Origin of the sequence: Protofrankia sp. Cas3 (genome assembly GCF_963555955.1) — a bacterium.
Classification (GTDB): Bacteria; Actinomycetota; Actinomycetes; order Frankiales; family Frankiaceae; genus Protofrankia.
Genome location: NZ_CAUVXP010000072.1, coordinates 1 through 21637, shown reverse-complemented (window position 1 = coordinate 21637; position 21637 = coordinate 1). Strand labels below are relative to the sequence as shown.

At 67.0% G+C, this 21637-nt stretch carries 19 protein-coding genes; 8 read left to right on the top strand and 11 right to left on the bottom strand.

Going from position 1 to position 21637, the window contains the following annotated elements; translation table 11 throughout:
• The first annotated feature begins 18 nt into the window (after positions 1-18).
• A complete protein-coding gene (locus U9983_RS14865; RefSeq protein ID WP_322754598.1) occupies positions 19-2526 on the top strand; it encodes a right-handed parallel beta-helix repeat-containing protein in 2508 nt (835 codons plus the stop codon).
• An 11-nt stretch (positions 2527-2537) separates the two neighbouring features.
• A complete protein-coding gene (locus tag U9983_RS14860) occupies positions 2538-3593 on the top strand; it encodes a hypothetical protein (RefSeq protein WP_322754597.1) in 1056 nt (351 codons plus the stop codon).
• Between the two features lie 49 nt (positions 3594-3642).
• On the opposite strand, the gene U9983_RS14855 is transcribed toward U9983_RS14860, so the two are convergent.
• The 6 genes from U9983_RS14855 to U9983_RS14830 all read right to left on the bottom strand — a co-directional run bounded on the left by U9983_RS14855 (position 3643) and on the right by U9983_RS14830 (position 8423).
• Positions 3643-4053: a DUF3817 domain-containing protein gene (locus tag U9983_RS14855; RefSeq protein ID WP_322754605.1), complete on the bottom strand. Its 411-nt coding sequence runs from the start codon at positions 4051-4053 to the stop codon at positions 3643-3645.
• A gap of 2 nt (positions 4054-4055) precedes the next feature.
• A complete protein-coding gene (locus U9983_RS14850; protein WP_322754596.1) occupies positions 4056-4487 on the bottom strand; it encodes a hypothetical protein in 432 nt (143 codons plus the stop codon).
• 245 nt (positions 4488-4732) lie between these two features.
• Entirely contained in the window at positions 4733-5356 is a 624-nt protein-coding gene (locus U9983_RS14845) for a hypothetical protein (RefSeq protein WP_322754595.1), read from the bottom strand.
• Between the two features lie 308 nt (positions 5357-5664).
• Positions 5665-5925 (bottom strand): hypothetical protein, encoded by a 261-nt coding sequence (locus U9983_RS14840; RefSeq protein ID WP_322754594.1) that lies wholly within the window; start codon positions 5923-5925, stop codon positions 5665-5667.
• A 111-nt stretch (positions 5926-6036) separates the two neighbouring features.
• Positions 6037-6762 carry a SigE family RNA polymerase sigma factor gene (locus U9983_RS14835; protein ID WP_322754593.1) on the bottom strand — a complete coding sequence of 242 codons (726 nt, stop codon included), beginning with the start codon at positions 6760-6762 and terminating at the stop codon, positions 6037-6039.
• A 680-nt stretch (positions 6763-7442) separates the two neighbouring features.
• The gene (locus tag U9983_RS14830) at positions 7443-8423 is read right to left on the bottom strand and encodes a S1C family serine protease (RefSeq protein ID WP_322754592.1); all 981 of its coding nucleotides are present in this window, start codon (positions 8421-8423) and stop codon (positions 7443-7445) included.
• Between the two features lie 169 nt (positions 8424-8592).
• Between U9983_RS14830 and U9983_RS14825 the strand changes: the two genes are divergently transcribed.
• The 3 genes from U9983_RS14825 (at position 8593) to U9983_RS14815 (ending at position 11066) form a co-directional block, all read left to right on the top strand.
• Complete coding sequence (locus tag U9983_RS14825; protein ID WP_322754591.1) at positions 8593-9342, top strand: DUF1778 domain-containing protein; 750 nt, start codon at positions 8593-8595, stop codon at positions 9340-9342.
• 55 nt (positions 9343-9397) lie between these two features.
• Positions 9398-10411, top strand: coding sequence for an NAD(P)H-quinone oxidoreductase (locus U9983_RS14820; protein ID WP_416211398.1), 1014 nt, complete (start codon positions 9398-9400; stop codon positions 10409-10411).
• A gap of 85 nt (positions 10412-10496) precedes the next feature.
• Positions 10497-11066 (top strand): bacterial proteasome activator family protein, encoded by a 570-nt coding sequence (locus U9983_RS14815; protein WP_322754589.1) that lies wholly within the window; start codon positions 10497-10499, stop codon positions 11064-11066.
• Positions 11067-11084: 18 nt separating this feature from the next.
• Here U9983_RS14815 and U9983_RS14810 read toward each other — a convergent pair whose 3' ends face one another.
• The 3 genes from U9983_RS14810 to U9983_RS14800 form a co-directional block, all read right to left on the bottom strand.
• A complete protein-coding gene (locus tag U9983_RS14810) occupies positions 11085-12602 on the bottom strand; it encodes a metallopeptidase TldD-related protein (protein ID WP_322754604.1) in 1518 nt (505 codons plus the stop codon).
• Positions 12603-12607: 5 nt separating this feature from the next.
• Entirely contained in the window at positions 12608-14221 is a 1614-nt protein-coding gene (locus U9983_RS14805; protein WP_322754588.1) for a TldD/PmbA family protein, read from the bottom strand.
• 76 nt (positions 14222-14297) lie between these two features.
• Positions 14298-15098: a Cof-type HAD-IIB family hydrolase gene (locus U9983_RS14800; protein ID WP_322754587.1), complete on the bottom strand. Its 801-nt coding sequence runs from the start codon at positions 15096-15098 to the stop codon at positions 14298-14300.
• A 264-nt stretch (positions 15099-15362) separates the two neighbouring features.
• Between U9983_RS14800 and U9983_RS14795 the strand changes: the two genes are divergently transcribed.
• From U9983_RS14795 to glsA, 3 genes are all read left to right on the top strand, one after another.
• Positions 15363-15626 carry a phosphoribosyl-ATP diphosphatase gene (locus tag U9983_RS14795; protein ID WP_322747742.1) on the top strand — a complete coding sequence of 88 codons (264 nt, stop codon included), beginning with the start codon at positions 15363-15365 and terminating at the stop codon, positions 15624-15626.
• Between the two features lie 51 nt (positions 15627-15677).
• Positions 15678-16523: an ATP phosphoribosyltransferase gene (gene hisG / locus U9983_RS14790; protein WP_322747741.1), complete on the top strand. Its 846-nt coding sequence runs from the start codon at positions 15678-15680 to the stop codon at positions 16521-16523.
• A 92-nt stretch (positions 16524-16615) separates the two neighbouring features.
• Positions 16616-18499, top strand: coding sequence for a glutaminase A (gene glsA / locus U9983_RS14785; protein ID WP_322754586.1), 1884 nt, complete (start codon positions 16616-16618; stop codon positions 18497-18499).
• 6 nt (positions 18500-18505) lie between these two features.
• Here glsA and folE read toward each other — a convergent pair whose 3' ends face one another.
• Both folE and ftsH read right to left on the bottom strand, forming a co-directional pair.
• Positions 18506-19093 carry a GTP cyclohydrolase I FolE gene (gene folE / locus U9983_RS14780; RefSeq protein ID WP_416211399.1) on the bottom strand — a complete coding sequence of 196 codons (588 nt, stop codon included), beginning with the start codon at positions 19091-19093 and terminating at the stop codon, positions 18506-18508.
• A 203-nt stretch (positions 19094-19296) separates the two neighbouring features.
• Entirely contained in the window at positions 19297-21465 is a 2169-nt protein-coding gene (gene ftsH / locus U9983_RS14775) for an ATP-dependent zinc metalloprotease FtsH (protein ID WP_322754584.1), read from the bottom strand.
• Between the last annotated feature and the right edge of the window lie 172 nt (positions 21466-21637).

The window sequence follows — 21637 nt, the reverse complement described above, 5'->3', positions numbered from 1 at the left end:
AGTTTCATGATTACCCCGATGTCTGGACTCTCCGGTGCCCAGCGTTCGGCCTCCGACGCCCGCCACCGGCCACCGCGGCGGGCGCGCGTGCGCGTGTGCGGCGCGCTCGTCGGTATGCTCCTGGTCGTCGTTCCAGGCTTCATGGCCGTTCCAGGCATCGTGGGCGTGGCAACGGCGGCGGCACTGCCGCCGTTGCCCCCGGTCACATCCGCGGACGCCAAGCGGCAGGCCAACCTGCTCGACGCCGAGGACATTCGACTGCGGGCGACGTTCGCGAAGTTCGGCGTGCTCAAGGCGCCGGCCATCGTGCAGAACCAGGGCACCCTTTCCACGCTGCTGCTGCCGGGACGTCCGGTTCCCTACACGGTCGACGAGGTTGTCGCGGCCGGCGGTATGCGCAAGGAGGTCGACGGTGCGCTCCTGGTGCAGATCAACATCGTGGTCGGGCCGAACGCACGCCTCATCATCGACTCGAAGTACGGGACGCTGCGTCTGGCCAGCAGCCCCGCGGGGTTCGCAGCGCTGACGAGCTGGCGCGGCGCCCTCGAGATCAACGGTGGTAACGCTCAGCAACCGATGAATGTCACATCCTGGGATGTCAAGGAACTCAAACCCGACCTCAACGTGGTTGACGGGCGTGCCTACATCCGCACGATGGGTGGCGAGCTGGTCGTGCGCAACGCGCGCGTGTCCAACCTCGGCTTCTGGAACGGCCGTTCCGGTGGGCTCGCCTGGACGGGTAGCAAGGGTCAGCCCAGTACCGGCGGTGCGGCGAACTCCACGTTCATCAACAACGTGTGGGGTGCCTACATCTCCGGTAGCGAGGGTGTTCAGATGATCAACGTCCGACTGGAGGGCAACGACCGTGCCGGTCTTGCCATCCACCGGGACGCGGTCAGCACCCTTATCTCCGGTAGCACCGCCATCGCCAACCACGGTGACGGCATGACCATCGACCGCGCGTCGGGCTCCCGGGTGATGCGCAGCACGATCTCGGGCAACAGTGGTGACGGCATCACCCTGGACGGTCGTGGCATCGGCATCGTCGCCACGGCAACCGGTGTGCAGGTCAACCAGATCAAGGGCACCGTCATCGAGGCGAACAAGCTGACCGACAACGGCCGGTACGGCATTCGGGTCCTCGGCGGTGAGGACGGGACCGTCCGCGGCAACACGGTCTCGGGCAGTTCGGTGGGCATCGTGGTCAAGAGCGGTGCGAACGGCACCCAGATCATCGACAACACCGTCAGCGGTGTGACCGACGCCGCGCTACAGGTGGGGCCGGATGCCAAGCGGACGGCGATCACTACCAACAAGCTGTCCGACGGGCGCATGGGAATCATCACCCAGGACGCCCCGACGAACGTCATCAGTCGGAACACGATAGCGGGGTCGACGGAGTTCGCGATCACGATTCGGGGCCAGGCTGACGGGACCACGATAGGTAACAACACCCTGTCCGGTCGCGGTTGGCGCGCGGTGGACATCAACAAGGCCACCGGAATCACCCTCGCGGCTCTCACAGCCAACGATGTGTCGAACTGGATTCCGCGGGTCGAGCGGCCCTGGTATTCGATCTTCGAGCGACACCCCGCGCTGTTCGTGTGGGCATTCATGGCCCTGCTGCCGATCCTGGGATGGCGGACCGGCCGGCGCTGGCGCAAACGGGCAGCGGAGCATCCCTATCCCGAGTCGGACCTGTTGGTGCAGCGGATGACCACGGGCACCGGACCGAAAGCCGACGTCATCAAGGCTGGCCGCGCGAAGGGCGCGCCGGGACCGGTCGAGGCGGCCGTCCGGTCGAAGGCTTCGGCTGCTTCCGAGCCGATACCGGTAGTCCCGGGGCAGGCTGTGCCTCGCTCGACGACCTACCGCACCGCGGCGGCGGCCGACATCGCGGCGGCGGAGCACCGGCCGGGCGGCAAGCCCCGGCCCGCCGACGCGCCCTGGTTCGCCCCCGGTACCGGTCCCGCAGTTCCGGGTGCCCCGCTGGTGCCGGCGGCGCGGCAGACGCCGGTGGACGGCCCGACCGAGACGTTCAACAGCCGGGTACTCGACCGGGCTCGTCCTCATGTCAGCCATGACGACAACCCGACCATGGACGTAAGGTTCCAGCGCGACCGGCTTCGAGAGCCCAAGGACGACCCGTTGAACGTCCATGGCAACGGCCATGGGAACGACAACGGCCATGGGAACGACAACGGCTATGGGAACGGCAACGGCAACGGCAACAACGGCTATGGGAACGGCAACGGCAACAACGGCTATGGGAACGGCTACGGCGACGACCTCCGGTCGCCGCTCCTGCCGGAGGCCTCCCCGTCAGGTGACCGGTTCCCGCAGTGGACCGGTCACGTATCTGACTCTCAGGCGTTCCCGAACGGTCTCGATGAAGACACCACGACCATCGTCAGCGACGAGGGCGTGTCGGTGATCAAGCTCGACGCGGTCGGGCCGGCACGGGCGACGATGTCCTACAGCAACGGCCGAGGCCGCGACCGTAACGGGCGCAGGGACCCTCAGTGACAGCTGTCACCATGCGTCAGAGGCGGTCCCTACTGCTCGTGGCGGCCACCACGGCCGTCGCCATCGCAGCGGTGACCGCCTCCTGTCATGGTGATGATGCGAAGCCGGTCGCCCCGAAGGCGCCGACGGCACTGGCAGACGGTTTCGCGGCTACCGGCCAGACACGGCAGGTGACATGCCCGCAGAGCGCTCCCACTGTTCACGATGGCGCCGACCTCACGAGCGCGCTGGCGTCGGCGAGCCCGGGCTCTGTCATCCGGATGGCCGACGGGACGTATGTCGGCGGGTTCGTCATCACGAAGGCGGGCAGCGAAGCCCAGCCGATCTGGCTGTGCGGTTCGGGTAACGCGGTGCTGGACGGCGGGAATGACACCGACTACATTCTGCACCTCGACCATGCGGCTTTCATCCGGCTGGTCGGTTTCAGCGTTCGCAACGGCAAGAAAGGCGTGATGGCGGATGCCACCCAGCACAGCGTCATTGCCGGGTTGAGCGTCAGCGCCATCGGGGACGAGGCCATCCACCTACGTGACTTCAGTTCGGACAACCTGGTGACCGGAAACACCGTCCGTGACACCGGACACCGGTCGGAGAAGTTCGGCGAGGGTATCTACGTCGGCAGCGCCGAAAGTAACTGGTGCAAGATCTCGAACTGTAGCCCGGACGCCAGCGATCGCAACTTCATCATCGGCAACAACATCGCTGGTACGACTGCTGAGAACATCGACATCAAAGAGGGCACCGCCGGGGGTGTCATCTCGGAGAACATGTTGTCCAGCGACAGGATGACCGATGCCGGGGGCGACTCCTGGATTGATCTCAAGGGCAACGGGTGGATCGTCGAGAAAAACACCGGTAAGCCCGGCGGGGCCATCAAGGATGGCATCCAGGAGCATGTGGTGAAAGAAGGCTGGGGTCGTCACAATATCATCCGGAAAAACACGCTCGTGGTGAACGCCGCGGGCTTCGGGGTTTACATCCACGAGAAGGACCTCGGGAACGTGGTCGGCTGCGACAATCAGGTCGTGGGCGCGGCTGCCGGTATTTCCAACGTCGCCTGTTCCTGACCGCGTCCGGCGTCAGCGGTTGCCCACCCGGCTGGCCGGGCAGGCAGGATCAACTCACCTGGCCGAGGCGCCGCGCACCGAGTACCTGACGGCTGACCTTCCTCTCCGCCACGAACGACAGGAACGGCACGGTTCCCGCAATCATGATCGCAAGAGTGTGGACGGGGCGAAACCGGCAGCGTGATGCCAGGTCCACGGTCAGGGCCAGGTAGATCATGAACAGGAAGCCGTGCAGCGGGCCCACGGTTTCGGCCACAGCCGGCGTGTCCGCCAGGTACTTCAGTGGCACGCCTATCAGCACGAGTGTGATCAGACCGACGCCCACCACATACGCGACCACCCGGAACCGCAGCAGCGCCGCGTGGATCGCCTCTTCGCTGTTGCGGCCGGTCCCGGCGGCTGGCGCTGGCAGCGCAGGCGAAGGCCGGGCGGGATCCAAGGTGGCGTCATCGGCTGACATGGTCACCGCGGCCTCGGTCCCGATGGCGCGTCCCGCTCGTGCAGAGCGGCAAGATAGCGGTTGTACGAGGCCAACTCCGCCTCGCCCTCCTCGTCGTCGATGCTGTTTTCGCCGATGGTGTCGACGGTGCCGATGTTGATCTTATCAAGATACTCAGCGGTCGGGTCGTTCGCTCCCAGCGAGGGCGCGATCCTCGGCATGGCTTCGTTCACCCGCGTCGGGTGACGTTCCTCACGTACCATCTGCCACCAACCGAAGACCACGGCCGCGGCAAAGATCGGCCATTCGACTCCGTAGAAAAGGTTCTGCAGGGTACCGCGGGCAGACTGCCCCTTCTCCCACTGCCACCAGCCGAGTCTGGCGAACAGGCCGATCAGAAAGAGCGCGAGTGCGTGGCGTACCAGCCACGACGGTGAGAAGAGGACTCGGCGCACGGTCGTGACGCTACTCTCCGGTCCGCGCCCGGTGAGCGGCCTGCCCGCCCCGGCTGGGGGGGGTTAGCGAGGAACGAGCAGGCCGGTACAGGGGAGACGGCGCCCCGTCGATCACAAGGATCTTGATGAAGACGACCCGTCCGTACATTCATATGTCCAGTCGTTCCAGCCGGCCGCATGGTTGCCGCACCCGGAGCATGTCTTTACGTCACCAAAATCTTACTGTTCGGGCGCTCTAAGGAGTTCTAACTGCCGAGCAGTATCGCGGCGGCGAGCGAGATCTGTCCGGCCGAGACGGCCGCTGGTTGCCGGGGCGAGGTGCCGCCGCTGCCGCCGCGCTGGAAACCCTGAGCAGGCTGGCCGGACCCGGACCCGGACCCGGACCCGTCCGCCGTTGACACCGTGACCGTCATACTGTGTGGGCCGGCGATTCCTCGGAAGTTGATCCGCACGATCGCGTCGGTCCACCGGCCCGGTTGGGGTGGCGCCAGCGACATGGCGGGACCGGCTTGTCCGTCCAGGTCGGTTCGGATCATGCCGCGTACCCCGATGGTGCCCAGATAGAGGTCCAGATGGCCGTCCACGCCGGACGTCAGCGAGATGGTCAGCCTGATTTCACCGGAAGCCGGTACGGCTAGACGATCGATGTAGTCCTTACCGGTCGTCTGCGGGCTGCCTCCGCTCCAGTCGAAACGGCCGGTCATGCCGGTCACCGCTGTCGGGGTGGCCCCGACGATGCCGAGCTGGCCGATGGCGGGGTTGCTGAAGGCGGCACGCGCTCGTTCGCGGACGCTGCCATCAGCGCCAGGTCCGTAGAGCACCCAGTCCATGACATTCGGCAGGGGAAGAACAACCCGTTGTGTTGGCATTGTTGCTAGAGTAAGTTGAATCAGTGGTATTGCACTGGTTGATGCCGATATACCGGTCCGCGGGGTCGTGACTGTCGGTGTGGTTGTGGCGGATGGTGTTGATGGCGGGGCGGTCTGTTGCTGCCCGCCCGGTAGTGAAGGCTTGGGGGACGGCGGCGTGGTTGGGGGGTGGGGCGAGGCTGAGGTTGGCGGAACTGATGCCGCCACAGCTGTGATGGCCCGGCGTTCGTCCTGCACCGTGATCGCCCGCACGCCGATCACGGTGATCGCGGCAAGGCTCAGCACGCCGGTGGCCATGCCAACGGCGATCACTGCTGGACGCTGGCGGGGCACCCACCCCCAGTGGTCCGGCCTCGACCGTAGGCCGGTTGGTGGCCAGGAGTCGTCGCCGCGTCGCATGCCGCCGCGTCGCATGTCGTCGTGGCGCATGCCGTCGTGGCGATCGCGGCTGCCAGCGTCTGACGAGGGCGTTGCGCCAGCAGTGCCGGCAGTGCCAGCTGTGCCGGCAGTGCCAGCTGTGCCGGCAGTGCCAGCCATGCGCCTGCGGATCCTGGCGCTGTCCGGCTCATGGGTGAACGCCTCGTCGGCCAGTGCGGCCGGCAGCCATGATGCAGCGTCCGCCTGAGCGCGGCCGGCGCGGCGGCGACCAGGACCACGATCGCGTCTGCGGCGGGCGGCTGTCACGTGGCCTCTCCTCCCCGCAGTCGCGCCGGTGGGTCAGCCTCCCGCCGCGGGCGCGGTAGTCCCTTGCGTGCGCCTGATTTCTTCCTTGATTGTGCCGAAGGCGCTGCTGCAGGTGGGGACGGCGTCAACCGCTCGGTGTCGCGTACGCTTGTCTCCAGGAGTCGTTCAAGCTCGCCCGCGCCCTTGGACGTCTGGCTCTTGACCGTGCCGATGGATATGCCCAGTGTGCGAGCGGTCTCGTACTCTGACAGATCGAAGGCGTAACGGAGCACCACGCATTCCCGCTTGCGGGTCGGAAGCGACATCAGCGCAGCCCGAACGTCGACGACGGCTGGCACGTCGGTGTCAACGCAGTGGGTCTCGGCCATGGTGCCGAGCATGCCCAGGCCACGCCGCTCACGCATGATCCGCCGCAGCCGGCTGGTTGCCATGTTCGCGACCGTACGGCGCATGTACGCCAACGGGTTGTCAACCTGACGCACTCTGCCCCAGTGCCGCCAGGCGGCGGTGAAGGCGTCGGCCGTGATGTCATCGGCGGCGTCGTGGTCGCTTGTCAGCAGGTAGGCGAGCCGTGCGAGCTGGCGATGATGCTGCTCGAAGAAGGCGTGGAACTCCGATTCTGGACGCGGACTGTCCGGGGAGCCGGCCTCCTCGGCATCCGGATACGCTGTGCCGCCGGTACTGGTCGTCGGTGGTGGCGTCACGGACAATGGTGGCGTCACGGACAGTCGAGTCGCCGTTGGTGGACTGGCGGATGTGCCGCCATCGGTGTAGTCGTCCCGTTCCAACCGGCGTGCTCCCGTAGCTCGTCCGATGGCCGACGCATTCCCAACGATCTGGCAGGAATCAGCCGATCATCGAGGTGCAGTCCCGCAGGCAATGTAGTCGAAGTATGTCCGACCGCCAGAGTGAGGTCTCTGCCTGGTTGGCATAATTCGGTCATCCGATGGTAAGATCGGTTCTTACGGGATGTTGTACGCAACTGCCGACGTCACGGGCCTGTTCGGCGTACGCAGCGGGCAGTCCTATGATCAGTACTGGATCTTTGCGACGATGTTTCCGGTCTCCGTTGGTCCGGGTATCCCCGCCCCTATGGTTGCGTCGCGCGTCAGAGTGCCTGGCAGCAGGGGATGCAGATCAAGGATCGGGGTCGGGGTGCGTGCATGGCCGGACGCGCTAGGTGGTCGGCGCCGGCTGGCCGTTCGTCCGCACCAACCCAGCACGCCGCCTCCGCTTGATCCGGACGTTCCCGTTCCGGACGACCCGGGTCCGCTGCTTCCGGATACTCCGGACCTCCCTCCCGCGCCGCGCGAACCATCGCCCTATACCGAGCCCGCCCCGGCCGAGCCCGAACCCGAACCGGCCTGTCTTCCCCCGGATGACGCCTTCGGCTCCCGTCCCGTCAGCGGCTGGCCGCGGCGATGATCTGCTCTGCGACCTGGCGGGCCTGGTTGGCGGTGATGGCGAAGCCAACGCCGATGTTGCCGGACTCGGACTGTTGCCGGCCAGGAGAGGCGCTCGTCCCACTGCTCGTCGTGGCGATGGACGAGGTGATGCCGATCAGTTCACCGGCCGAGTTGACCAGCGCGCCGCCTGAGTTGCCCGGGTTGAGCGCGGCATCGGTCTGGATCGCCTGGTATCTCACGGCGCCGCCCGTGCCGGCGGTGCCTGCGCTGATGTCGACCTGACGACCGAGGGCCGAGACCACGCCGGCGGTGACGGTCTCGGACAACCCGAGCGGACTTCCCACCGCAACAACCTGATCGCCTACCCGTACGTCCGTGGAGTCGGCGAACGTCGTGGGCGTCAGTCCGGTTGCTTTGATCTTGATGACGGCGAGGTCGGCGGTGGTGTTCTGCCCGATGAGCGTTGCGGCGTACCGGGTACCGTCCTGCATGCGGACGTTGATCGTACCGCCACTCGCGATCACGTGGTTGTTCGTGAGGATGTAGCCGTCGGCACGGATCACCACCCCGGATCCGACCGCCGATGCCTGGCGGCCGACGACCTCGAGCGTGACCACACTGGGTTCGATTTTCATGGCGGCGGCGGCGACAGTGTTCGGTGCGCTGGACTCGACCGCTGATCCTGATGTCGCTGCGGCGGCGCTGACCGCCGGGGGCTGTTCGGCGATGGTCGTGACGGCGGCGCCCACCGCGGCGCCGGCGCTCGCCGTTGCCAGGCTCAGCGCCATCAGGCTCAGGGCCAGGCGGCGGCGGCGTGCGGACGATGCCGGCTTCTCGCGCCCAACGGGCGTGTCCACCGGGAGCGCGGACGGCGGTGAGGGTGAGAGGGGTGAGAGGGGTGAGCGCAACGGTGGTCGCGTGCGGGCCGGGGGCGCAAGCGTCGAAACCGAGCTGTCGCGTAGCCAGGTGGCATCCATGGTGTCACGATCCCGCCGCGATCTGAGTCATTCGTGAAGCCCGACCGATGAACGCGTGAGAACGTGCTTGGAGTGCCCGGTGACAGGGGTGCGGCGACCCACGGTTCATTACCGTGGGTATAGTATATAAGTTCTTTGAGTAATGTCATGGGATGTTGGAGGTTCACGGATGTCGATGGTGAACATCGATCCTGTCGGTACCGGCGAAGACGGGCAGGCGTGGCGCCTGCTGGCCGCGGCCAGTGACGCGGCGGGTATTCCGATCACCGACTTCGTGATCGCTCACGCCACCAGAGCGGCGACCGACATCCTGGCCGACCATCGACTCTTCTGTCTCTCGGCCGAACAGGAGGCTGACGTCAGGGCGCTGGTGGCCGAGCCCGCGCGCATGCCGGCGGGGCTTGAAAGCCTTCTTGCAACGGCCGGGCCGGGGGCCGGTGCGCACGGGTACAGCGGCATTGAGACGTTGGCTACCTACCATTCCCGCTCGGGGTTCGACTGCGGATCCTTGCCGACCACGACCTGGTTGCGGGAGCAGGCCCTCATTGCCGCCCAGAGCGGGCGTAACCGGGTCCGGGTCATCCGGCGGGGGTCCGGAGACGACGTTGCCGGTTACTATGCGCTGTCGAGCGGAAGCCTTGCGGGTGGCGGAGGGGAGACACCGGTACTGATCATTTCCAGGGTCGGGGTCGACCTCGCGGATCGTCATCGCGGCGTCGGCCGGGCGCTCGTGGCCGACGCTCTGGCGCAGGTCGCGTACGCCGCGGGGCCGGCCCGGACGCCGATCCTCATCATCAATGTCGAGGATGCCTCGGCTCGCGAGTGGTGCCGGAACCTGGGGATCTTCTCCGACTGGCCGTCGGATCCCTATCGTCTGCTGCTACGTGTCTGCGATCTGCGTCTGGCGTTTCCAGCATAGGCTGGTGCCAGCCCTGCCGTTACGCTGACGGCTGCCGTGCGGATACCGTGGCGCTGTGCATGCGGTGACAGTGACGTCGTCGGGTGGTCCTGAGGTCATGTCCTGGGCCGAGGTGGCCGATCTACCTTTCCCGGGCCCGGGTGAGGTGGCCATTGATGTGGTCGCCTCCGCGGTCAACCGGGCAGACCTGCTGCAACGACAGGGTTTCTATCCGCCTCCGCCGGGCGCTTCGCCGGTGCTCGGGCTGGAGTGCTCCGGCCTGGTCGCGGCGGTCGGCGACGGTGTGACGGCGTGGCAGGTCGGCGACGAGGTCTGTGCGCTGCTGTCCGGCGGCGGATACGCGACCAGGGTCAACGTGCCCGCTACCCAGGTGCTTGCGGCACCGGCGGGTGTGTCGCTGGTCGAGGCCGCCGGGCTGCCCGAGGTCGCCGCCACCGTCCACTCGACGGTGTTCGGGCTGGCCGGGCTGAGCGACGGCGAGGTCTTCCTCGTGCACGGCGGCGCATCGGGGATCGGTACGTTCGCGATCCAGGCAGTGCGGGCGCTTCGACCGTCGGTGACGATCGTCACCACCGCGGGCAGCTCGGCGAAGCTGGCGCGGGTCCGCGAACTCGGAGCCGATCTTGCCATCTCCTACCGGGACGACGACTTCGTCGCCCGTGTGAAGGAGGCCACCGACGGTCGCGGAGCGGACGTCATTCTCGACAACATGGGTGGTTCCTATCTGGCGCGCAACGTTGACGCGCTGGCCGTCGAGGGGCGGATCGTCGTGATCGGACTCCAGGGCGGACGAAAGGGCGAACTGAACCTCGGGACGCTGTTGGCGAAGCGGGGCGGCGTACACGCGGTGTCGTTGCGTGGCCGGCCGGACGCGCAGAAGGCGGCGATCGTGGCCGCTGTTCGTGAGCAGTTCTGGCCGGCGGTCGAGGCCGGCATGATCCGGCCGGTCGTCGATCGGGTGGTCCCGATCGAGCGGGTCGCCGACGCGCATCGGCATGTCGAGGACCTCGGGCATGTGGGTAAGGTCCTACTTGCTGTGAATCTTAGTTACAGTGAGTCCTTGAAGTGAGGCAAAATGTCGCCGAAGGTGATCGGATCAGGACAGCATCCATCCTGCCCGCATGCCTTTCGGCGCGACCAGGCAGGATGGACCCATGGCAGATCAACCGGACCCGCGGGTCGTGATCGTCGGACCGGACGGTGCTGTGGATACCGATACTTCGGGTGCTCGCCCGCGGATCGTGCCCAGCGCCATCGGCAGCGGCATTGATGCGTCCCACGTCACCGACGGCGAAGGCGACCAGTCGAACACACTCATGGAGATGGTCTCCCAGCCGGACAAGGTGATGCGGATCGGCGCAATGATCAAACAGTTGTTGGAGGAGGTACGGGCGGCGCCGCTGGACGAGGCGAGCCGGCTCCGCCTTCGGGAGATCCATCGTAATTCGATCAGAGAGCTCTCCGACGGGCTGGCCCCTGAGCTTCAGAGCGAGCTGGGCCGTCTCACCCTTCCGTTCGACGAGACGCAGACCCCGAGCGACGCCGAGCTCCGGATCGCCCAGGCGCAGCTCGTCGGCTGGCTCGAGGGGCTCTTCCACGGCATCCAGACGGCGCTGTTCGCCCAGCAGATGGCCGCGCGGGCCCAGCTGGAGGAGATGCGGCGGCGGGCCCTGCCAAGCGGTTCCCAGTCCGGTGAACAGTTCGGTCGCGGCGCCTATCTGTAGTTTGCGCGCCGGGCCGGGTCAGCTGGCGGGACTGACCGAGCTCATGTTGAAGTCGGGGACGCGCACCGCCGGCATCCGCGCGAGCGTGAACCAGTCCGCCCACTCGCGTGGAAGCGTCCGGACCGTTGCCCCGACCTCGGTGAGCCGTCCCAGCAGGTCCACCGGACTCTCGTTGAAACGGAAGTTGTTCACCGCACCGACGACCTCGCCGTCCTCGATCAGGTAGACGCCGTCACGGGTGAGCCCGGTGAGCAGGAGGATCTGCGGGTCGACTTCACGGATGTACCACAGGCAGGTCAGCAGCAGCCCGCGAGAAGTATTCGCGATCATCCCTTCCAGGGATGCGGTCCCGCCGCCGTCGAGGGTCAGGTTGTCGACGAACGGGGTCACCGCAACTGCTCCGGGGCTTGGGGCCTGTGGGCGCGCGTTCGCACGATCGTCGCCCGCCCGTTGGCCCTCCAGGGCGCCACCACGAGCCGACGCACGGGTCTGGACCAGCGCGGCCAGCTTGCCATCCATGATCCAGTCGGTGCGACGCAGCGGCAGTCCGTTGTCGAACACGCTGGATGTCGCCGACGAGGACGCCGCGATCACGAACGGGGTCGCGGAAAGCTCCGGGTCGAACGGGTCGCTGAACAGGTGCAGGCCGGGCGGGCCGAGCGTCTCACCGATTCTGCTGCCCCCGCCGGCCCGGCTGAAGACGGTGCGTCCCTCGGCGGCGTCGCGGCCGGCGGCCGACCAGTAGGCGTAGGTGAGCAGGTCCGCGACGGCGGACGGCGGCAGCAACGTCTCGTAGCGGCCGGCCGGCAGTTCCACCGAGCGCGCGGCCCAGGCCAGACGCTGGCGCAGGAGCGCGTCGGTGTCCGGCACGGACACGTCGGTGAAGTCGTGCGTGGACTGGCCATGCCACACCGAGCCGCCGGGCGTGGCGCTCTTGGCGTTCCATTCCACGGAGCCCGTCGGCTGGCTGTGCCGTAGCCGGAGCCCCGCGGAGGTGCCGAGCCAGGTGGTGGTCAGTTCATGCTGGGCGAAACCGAACAGGCGCCGCCCGTCGGCCCGTGCCGCCTCGAAGGCGTCGCCGAGATCGCGGGCGAATTCGGCGAACACGCCGGTGCTGGTGCGTTGCGCGGGGTCCGCGAAGGTTGTCTGCGCCGCTGCGTGCGCGGCCGCCGGCGCCGGCTGGCCGGACCGGTACGACGTGGTGACCTCGGTGTAGCCGTCGGTATAGCCGTCGGCGTCGGGACCGAGCAGCTCGGCGTAGTCGTCGGCGTTCCCGGCCTCGCGGGCGTCGGCCTCGGACAGCCGCAGCAGCTTCGCCAGGTCGTCGCGGTCGGAGACACTGCTCGCGGAGCGGACCCCGAACGCGCGGCCCACCACGCTGATCACGGTGACGGACCGGTCCCGGGCCGCGCCGTTGGTGGTCAGGGTGTTGTTGGCCCACCGGAGGTTCACCGTGCTCGACTCGCCAGCGATCACCACGGCGCCGTCGGCCCGTGACGATGCCAGCGCCATCTCGACGATTTCGTGGGACTGCATCGCGCTCACCGGCCCGCCTCTCGCTGGGTGTTGAGGATGTTCACGCCTCGCAACAGCACGGACGGACAACCGTGGCTCACCGGGGCAACCTGGCCGGGCTGGCCCTTGCCGCAGTTGAACGCACCGCCCAGGACATAGGTCGCCTCGCCGCCCACGGCCTCCAGCGACCCCCAGAAATCGGTGGTGGTCGCCTGGTATGCGACGTCGCGCAGCTGCCCGACGAGCTGGCCGCCGCGAATCTCGTAGAACCGCTGGCCGGTGAACTGGAAGTTGTACCGCTGCATGTCGATCGACCAGCTCTTGTCACCGACGACGTAGATTCCGCGTTCCACCCGGGAGATCAGTTCTTCGGTGGCCGGCCCGCCTGGGGCAGGCTGGAGTGACACGTTGGCCATCCGCTGGATCGGCACGTGTCCGGGGGAGTCCGCGAACGCGCAGCCGTTGGAACTCCGCACGCCGAGTGCGACGGCGTTCTGCGCGGCCATCCTGCGGTCGAGCTGGTAGCCGACCAGAGTTCCGGCGCGGACGATGTCCCACTGCCCGGCTTGCACGCCCTCGTCGTCGTAGCCGATCGTCGCCAGGCCGTGCGGGGCGGTGCGGTCGCCGGTGACGTGCATGGCGGGGGAGCCGTAGCACAGTGACCTGATCTTGTCCAGGGTTGCGAACGATGTGCCCGCGTAGGCGGCTTCGTAACCCAGCGCGCGGTCGAGTTCGGTGGCATGGCCGACCGACTCGTGGATGGTCAACCACAGGTTGGACGGATCGATCACCAGGTCATAGCGGCCCGGCTCCACCGAGGATGCCTGTGCCTTCTCCGCCAGCAGGGATGGGATGAGCGCGATCTCGCCGTCCCAGTCCCAGCAGCCCGCGGCCGGACCCGCCACCAGCCACTCCCAGCCGCGGCCGACCGGGGGCGCGATCGTACGCATGGTCTCGAAGCCGCCGGCGGCGCGCTCGACCCGGGTCGCCTCGAGCTGGCAGATCACCCTGACCCGTTGCTGGGTGGTGGTCGTCCCGGCCAGGTCCGCGTAGAACTTGTTCTCCATCACCTGCCCGAGCGTGCCGTCGACATGGTCGACATCCCTGGCGGCCATCAGCGTGCGGCACAGCCCGCCGACCCGTTCGATCTTCTCGGCGGTCTCGGTCGTGAACGGGTCGACCGCGTAGGCCGACACCCATACCGCGTCGGTGTAGACGGGTTCATCGGCCAGCTCCACCGGTTCGCTGTTGAGCGGCCGTGCCACCTGCGCGAGCTCGACGGCCTGCCTGGTCACCCGGACGGCCTCGTCGACTGTGAGGTCGACGCCGGCGGCGAATCCCCACGTCCCGTCGTGAACGACCCGGACTGCGAAACCGACCGACAGGCCGTCGCCGCGGCTCTCCAGGCCGCCGTCGCGGAACGACAGCGACGCGTCGCGGGTCCGTTCGATGCGGATGTCGGCATGGGTCGCCCCACAGTCGCGGGCGGTCTGCAGTGCGGCGTCCGCGAGCGCCGCGCGGGGCAGCGTCAGGAACTCGGGGTCGATGTCATGGGACCGCGTGTCGGGCGCGGCCGGACCGCCGTGCCCGGTGCGGCCGACGCCGGCGCCCCCCGCCGAGGTGGTGGCAGATGTGGCCATGACCTCATCCTGACCCCTGGAGAAACGATCTGCTCCAAAGGGCGGTCGGCGGGCGCTCCAGCGCGCTCCGGACGGGTCAGGGGAAGAGGCGCTCGATGACGTGTGCCACGCCGTCGGCGTCGTTCGAGGCGGTGATCTCGTCAGCTGCCGCGAGGACCTCCGGGTGTGCGTTGGCGACCGCGACGGCGTGCCCGGCCCAGGCGAACATCGGCAGATCGTTCGGCATGTCACCGAATGCGATCGTGTGTTGCGCGGATATGTCGTACTGCGCGGCGATCTCCGCCAGGGCGACTCCCTTGGAGATACCCGCTCCGGCGATTTCGACGAGATCGTGACTCGATGTGGTGACCACTGCGGCCGAGCCGGCGATCCGCGCGATCGCGACATAGGCGTCGGCCAGGGTGATCCCGCGTAGCTCCCGCCGGACCAGTAGTTTTGTCGCCGGCATCGCCATCAGAAGTTCGGTGATGTGACCGACGCATTCGTGTGGATCGGGCCACATCGTGACGAAGGTCGGTTCCCGCCCGAACCGGGTACCGCTTTCCACCGCAAAGGCGGCATCGGGCACGAGAGCCCGGATTTCAGCGGTCAGCCACAGGGCCGTGGTGGTGTCCAGAGCGCGATGCGTGACTGTCGAATTGTTGTCCAGGTCGTAGACGAGCGCGCCGTTGGCGCAGATCGCCAGGCCGGACGCGCCGGTCTGGGCCACGATCTCGGCCATCACCCGCGTGGGCCGGCCGGTGACGAACACCACGAGCGCGCCGGCAGCCTCGACCCGGCGCAGCGCGGCCCGGGTGCGAGCGGAGACCGAGCCGTCCGATCGGATCAGCGTTCCGTCGAGGTCGGTGGCGACGAGCGAGGGACGGAACACAATCATTCAGTAAACCGCATGAGAGCGCCCGGCGGTGCGTCGGCCGCACTCCGCTGCGTCGCCGGTGGTGTCTGCCGCGGTGTCCCGTCCACTCGCGGCGGCGGTGCGTTACCATGCGCATGGTCCGTGCCGATGTGTTTCATGCCGATGTCTTTGCGGCCGGCCGGACGGGGTCTCCCGGGTGCTGGAGCCTCCGGACGGCGGACAGATCCTCCCAGCGGCCAGGGTGATCATTTTTGCGACCGGTGGGAAGGATGGATTTCGGCAACGATGAAAACGTACGATGAACTGTATCTGGAGCTCGCCGAAAAATGGCGCGAACGGACCGCAGGATCCGGTAGCGTCGACGCTCTCGAAAAAGGGATTCACCATATCGGGAAGAAACTCCTCGAAGAGGCCGCCGAAACCTGGATGGCGGCCGAGTACGAGGGGCCGCAGCGGGTTGCGGAGGAGTTGTCGCAGCTGTTGTACTGGAGTCAGTTGGTGATGATTTCCGCGGGTCTCGCCCCCGAGGACGTATACTCGAAGCTGTGACGGTCGATGTTCTGTGTGTATCCGGTGCCAAACTGTGACACGGGGGCTATGATGCTTCGACTCGCGGTGCCCAACAAAGGTGCACTCGCCACGGCATCCAGTCAGTTGCTCGTCGACGCCGGCTACCGGGCGCATCGGGAATCGGCGGAACTGGTCATCGCCGACACCGAGAACGATATCGAGTTCTTCTTCCTCCGGCCTCGCGACATCGCCGTCTATGTCGGGGCGGGTCACCTTGACATCGGCATCACCGGCCGTGACCTCCTTATCGACAGTGGTGTGGCCGCTGACGAGCTGCTGCCGCTCGGGTTCGGGTTCTCCACCTTTCGCTATGCCGCGCCGCTTGGCGCGTTGGACGGCATTGCGGGCCTGGCCGGGACGCGCATAGCAACGTCGTTCCCCGGCCTGGTCGCGGCCGACCTGGCCGAGCGCGGCATTGATGCCCGCATCGTGAAACTTGACGGCGCGGTGGAGACGGCCGTCCGGCTCGGAGTGGCCGATGTCGTCGCGGACGTGGTGGAGACCGGGCGCACGTTGCGTGCTCACGGCCTGGCCCTGGTGGGTGAGCCGGTGTTGCGTTCCGAGGCCGTTGTCATCGTGAAGAAGGGGCTGGAGCTCGTGCCCGCCCACGAGCGCCTGCTGCGTCGCATTCAGGGGGTCCTGGTCGCTCGGCGTTATGCGATCATGGACTACGACGTTCCCAATTCAGTACTGGAAAAGGCGTGCGAAATTACCCCGGGTTACGAGTCGCCGACGATTTCACCGTTGCAGCGTGAGGATTGGGTGGCCGTGCGCGCCATGGTGCTCCACGCCGAGGTGAACCGGGTGATGGATGATCTGTGGGAGATCGGCGCCCGGGGCATCATGGTCTCCTCGATCCGGGCCTGTCGCCTGTAGCAGTACGCCGGTGGTTTCAGCGACCAGCTGCATCCCGAAAGTGCGAAGAGTATCTTGTGCCAGGTGGGTTGGAAGGGAGACGGGAGCGGAGAGTGAACGAGGCTCCTGCGCCGCACTCTAAGCATGTCCCCGCATCGGTCGGTGCGGGGACGCCATCGGGCGGGCCGATCGAACGACTACTCGGCGAACTGCACGGTGGGTTCCGCGACAATCGCGACGGAGCGGTTGCCACCTATATCCCACAGCTTGCGCACGCCGACCCGAATGCCTTCGGGATCGCCATGACAACAATGGACGGCCACAGCTACAGTGTGGGCGACAGCATGGTGCCGTTCACGATCCAGTCGGTTTCCAAGCCGTTCGTCTATGCCCTCGCTCTGCATGATCGCGGTTTTGACGACGTCATCCGCAGGGTCGGGGTCGAGCCTACCGGCGACGCCTTCAACGCCATCACGCTTGAAGCCGGTACCGGCCGGCCGTTGAACCCGATGGTCAACGCGGGAGCGATCCTCACCGCGAGTCTGATCGACGGACGGGATCCGGCCGAGCGTTTCGAGCGAATTCGTCAGGGGTTGTCGGGGTTCGCCGGCCGCGAGCTCGACGTGGACGAACAGGTCTTCGCGTCCGAGCAGGCCACCGGTGACCGTAACCGCGCCATCGCCTACCTGATGCGTAACGCCGGAGCATTGCAGGGATCGGTTGATGAGATCTGTTCCATCTACTTCCGGCAGTGCGCCGTCCTCGTCACCGGTACCGACCTGGCCGTCATGGCGGCGACACTCGCGCTCGGCGGCGTCAACCCACTGACGAAGCAGCGGGTCGTGTCCGAGGCGGACGTGGGCAGCGTTCTCGCGGTCATGGGTACCTGCGGTATGTACGACCACGCTGGTGAGTGGTTGTTGCGGGTCGGGCTGCCGGCCAAGAGCGGCGTCGCAGGGGGGATCTGCGCGGTTCTGCCGGGCCAGCTGGGTGTCGGCATCTATAGTCCTCCCCTGGATCACAAGGGCAACAGCGTCCGTGGGGTTCTCGCCTGTCGAGAGATGTCCGAGCGTTTCGCCTTGCACCTGCTGCGCCCGGGGGGTCAGCCGGCGCATCCGGTCCGCTTCACCTACCGCGGGGACACGGTCAGCTCCAAGCGGGTCCGGCCGGAACGGGACAGGGAGGTTCTTGCGCGGTCGGGTGCGGCGTTCGTCGTGTATGAGCTTCAGGGCGATCTTGCGTTCGCGAGCGCGGAGCGGCTGCTACGGACAGTGGTTGATCACCTTGACGGCATCTCGTGGATCGTATTCGACCTGCGGCGGGTCGCAGCTATCGACGAACCGGCTGCCTGCCTGCTCCGGGTGTTGTTGGCCGATCTCGCGGATCGGAAGGTCACGACGCTGTTCGTCGACCCGCGGGCGCTCCCGGCCGTCGCTGGGCTGATGCGCTCGGACTGGTCCACCGAGCGACTTCCTGATCTTGAGATCGCGCTCGAGTGGTGTGAGGAAGCCCTGCTGATGCGGGCGAACCTCACCACGCTCCCACCGACCGTCCGGGTCCCGTTCGCCGGGCAGGAGCTGCTTGCCGAGTTGGCACGCGACGAGGTCGCGGTCGTCCGATCGCTCACCAGGAGCCAGTCCTATGAGCGTGGGGAAGTGATCTTCGATGCGGGCGACCCGGCCGATGCCATCTACTTCGTGACCCGCGGTCTGGTCAACGCCGAGGTTCAAGCGGGAAAGGCAGCGCGGTGGCTCCGCCTCAACACCGTGCCGGCCGGGGCCGCCTTCGGCGAGCTGGCACTCGTCGACGGCGGGTTGCGCTCCACCCGCATCACGGTGGCGGAGCCGACCGAGTGCGAGGTGCTCTCCCTTGCCGCGTTCGAAGAACTGCGCCGGAGCAACCCGCGCACCTGCGACGCGATCTACCGGGCGATCGCACGGAGCCTGTCGGCCCGGCTTCGGCGGGCCGACAGGGAGATCCAGTCGATGCAGGACTGACCGTCGTCAGCGGTGACTGAGGATCAGCGACATTCCCTCGCTGCGGGTCGCGGTGCTCAGGAACTGCCCGCGCACGGCTGAGGTGACCGTACGGGCGCCGGGCTTGCGGACTCCGCGCATGGACATGCACAGATGTTCGGCCTCGACGACGACCATGACCCCACGAGGTGACAGCGCCCGCTCCAGCGCGTCGGCGATCTGGGTGGTGAGCCGTTCCTGCACCTGCGGGCGGCGCGAGTACAGGTCGACGAGTCTCGCCAGTTTCGACAGCCCGGTGATCTGCCCGGCTTCGTTCGGGATGTAGGCGACATGCGCCTTGCCTGCGAACGCGACCAGATGATGTTCGCACAACGACGTGAAGTCGATGTCGCGAACCAGCACCATCTCTTCATGACCTTCGTCGAAGACGGTGGTGAGCACCTCGGACGGGTCCCGGCCGAGGCCCTCCACCGCTTCCTGATAGGCCCGCGCGACCCGCTCCGGGGTCTTGCGCAGGCCTTCCCGATCCGGGTCCTCCCCGATGCCGATCAGAAGCTCACGCACAGCACGAGCCACCCGGTCGTGGTCGAAGGGACGGACCGCCCGAGGCCCCAGATCAGGCCGTTGCCGCTCGGGCGGATCATCACTGCCGGCAACACCCTTACCGTCGCCGGGGGCGACGCCGTCGGCGCCGATCCCGGCGACATCCCCTGGAACATCCCCTGGAACATCCCCTGGAACATCCCCTGGAACATCCCCTGGAACGTCGGCAGGAGCCGAAGACGTGTACCCGGTGGGTGCGAGACCGTAATCGGTCGTCAACGGCGTCCCCTGTCGTCGTCGTTCGGCAGCGTCGGCGGTGCCCAAGGGTTGGACATCTTCGGTGCGGCCGATGTCGGCTCCGCAGGTGCCGATCCGCCGCCCGCGTTCTGCTCCGTCGCCGTGGCGTGGTCATCGGAGGAAACCTGGCCGGACCCGGACCCATTCCCGGTGGCCGCCGGCACGCTGCTGCCGTTGCCGTGTGCGGCACCATTGGTCCGGCCGCCCTGACCGATGGTGGCGTTGGGTACCAGATCCGTGACATCGCCGGGCTTGGCCAGCCCCAGCTCGGCCGGGGTCATCACCGGCGGCTGGTCGGACGGCAGGCGCTTGCCCACCCCCGTGTACGAGCCGCGGCTGGGCCGCTTCTGGACTGTCGCGAAGATTTCCAGAACCTCGTCCTTGCCGAGCGTTTCGACATCCATGAGTCGCAGAACAAGGTTGTCCAGTACGTCCCGGTACTGAACGAGGATCTCCCACGCCTCGTCGTGCGCCGACTCGATCAGACGGCGAACCTCCGCGTCGATCTCCGCGGCAACCTGCTCGGAATAGTCGCGCTGGTGGCCCATGTCGCGCCCGAGGAACACCTCGTTGCTCTCACCGCCGAACTTCAGCGCTCCGAGCGTGTCACTCATGCCGAACTGGGTGACCATGGCTCGGGCGACCTTCGTCGCCTTCTCGATGTCGTCGCTGGCACCTGTGGTCGGCTCGTGGAAGACGAGTTCCTCGGCGGTCCGCCCGCCCAGGAACATCGCGAGCTCGTCCAACATCTCCGATCGGGTACGCAGGTAACGATCCTCGAGCGGTAGCTGCATGGTGTAACCGAGCGCCCGGCCGCGGGGCAGAATCGTGACCTTGTGGACGGGGTCGCTGTTGGGCAGGGCGTGTCCGACGAGGGCGTGCCCACCTTCGTGGTAGGCGATCCGCTTCTTCTCCTTGTCGCTTATGACCCGGTTCTTGCGTTCCGGCCCGGCCATCACCCGGTCGATCGACTCTTCCAACAGGGCCGAGGAGATGAACTTCTGGTCGGACCGGGCCGTGAGCAGCGCAGCCTCGTTGAGCACATTCGCCAGGTCTGCGCCGGTGAACCCCGGCGTACGCCGCGCGATGGTCAGCATGTCGATGTCGGGCTCCATCGGCTTGCCCTTGGCGTGGACCTTCAGAATCGCCTCGCGGCCGAGCAGGTCGGGGCGATCGACGACGATCTGGCGGTCGAACCGTCCCGGGCGTAGCAGCGCCGGGTCCAGGATGTCGGGCCGGTTCGTGGCCGCAATGAGAATGACGCCGCCCTTGACGTCGAACCCGTCCATCTCGACCAGGAGCTGGTTGAGGGTCTGCTCGCGTTCATCGTGGCCACCGCCGAGACCGGCGCCACGGTGGCGACCCACCGCGTCGATCTCATCCACAAAGATGATCGCTGGTGCGTTGGCCTTGGCCTGCTCGAACAGGTCCCGCACCCGGCTTGCGCCGACACCGACGAACATCTCGACGAAGTCCGAGCCGGAGATCGAGTAGAACGGCACGCCGGCCTCACCCGCGACCGCGCGGGCCAAGAGCGTCTTGCCGGTTCCAGGCGGCCCGTACAGCAGCACCCCTTTGGGGATCTTGGCGCCCATCGCCTGGAACTTGCCCGGGTTCTCCAGGAACTCCTTTATCTCCTGGAGTTCCTCGATCGCCTCGTCGGCACCCGCGACATCGACGAAGGTCGTCTTCGGTGTGTCCTTGCTGACCAGCTTGGCCTTGGACTTGCCGAAGTTCATGACCCGGTTGCCGCCGCCCTGCATCTGGTTCATGAAGAAGAACAGCAGCAGCACGACCAGCAGCACTGGTAGGAGGTTCAGCAGCAACGACACGAAGATGTTGCCCTGATCGACCTTGACCTCGTAGGCGACCCCCTTCTCGTGGAGCTTGTCGGCGAGATCGGTCGCCTGGCGGCTGACATAGGACGACTCGTACTTTCCGTCCTTTGTCTTGATCTGGATGCGCTGCTTGGAGTCCTGGATTGTGGCGCTGACGACCTGACCCGATTCGATCTTTTGCTGGATGGAGTTCAGGTCACTCTTGGTGTACTCGCTTGAACCCGACAACACCCCGGTCATGAGAATGATCACGAACAGGGCCAGGAGCCCGAGAGGCACCCAGCCGCGGAAGATTCTTCTTGGAGTCATCTGCCTGGAGCGCTGGACACGCGCGCTCCACCCTCCTGACGTGTGTACTGCCCTCGTTCGGGATTCCCTTGTGCCGAGGGTACCGCCGGTACCCGCGCCTTACCGCGCGTACATCCGAGCAACGGGCAAGGGAAGCGTCCTGTTCCACCTCGGTGCCCCGAATGGGTGATTC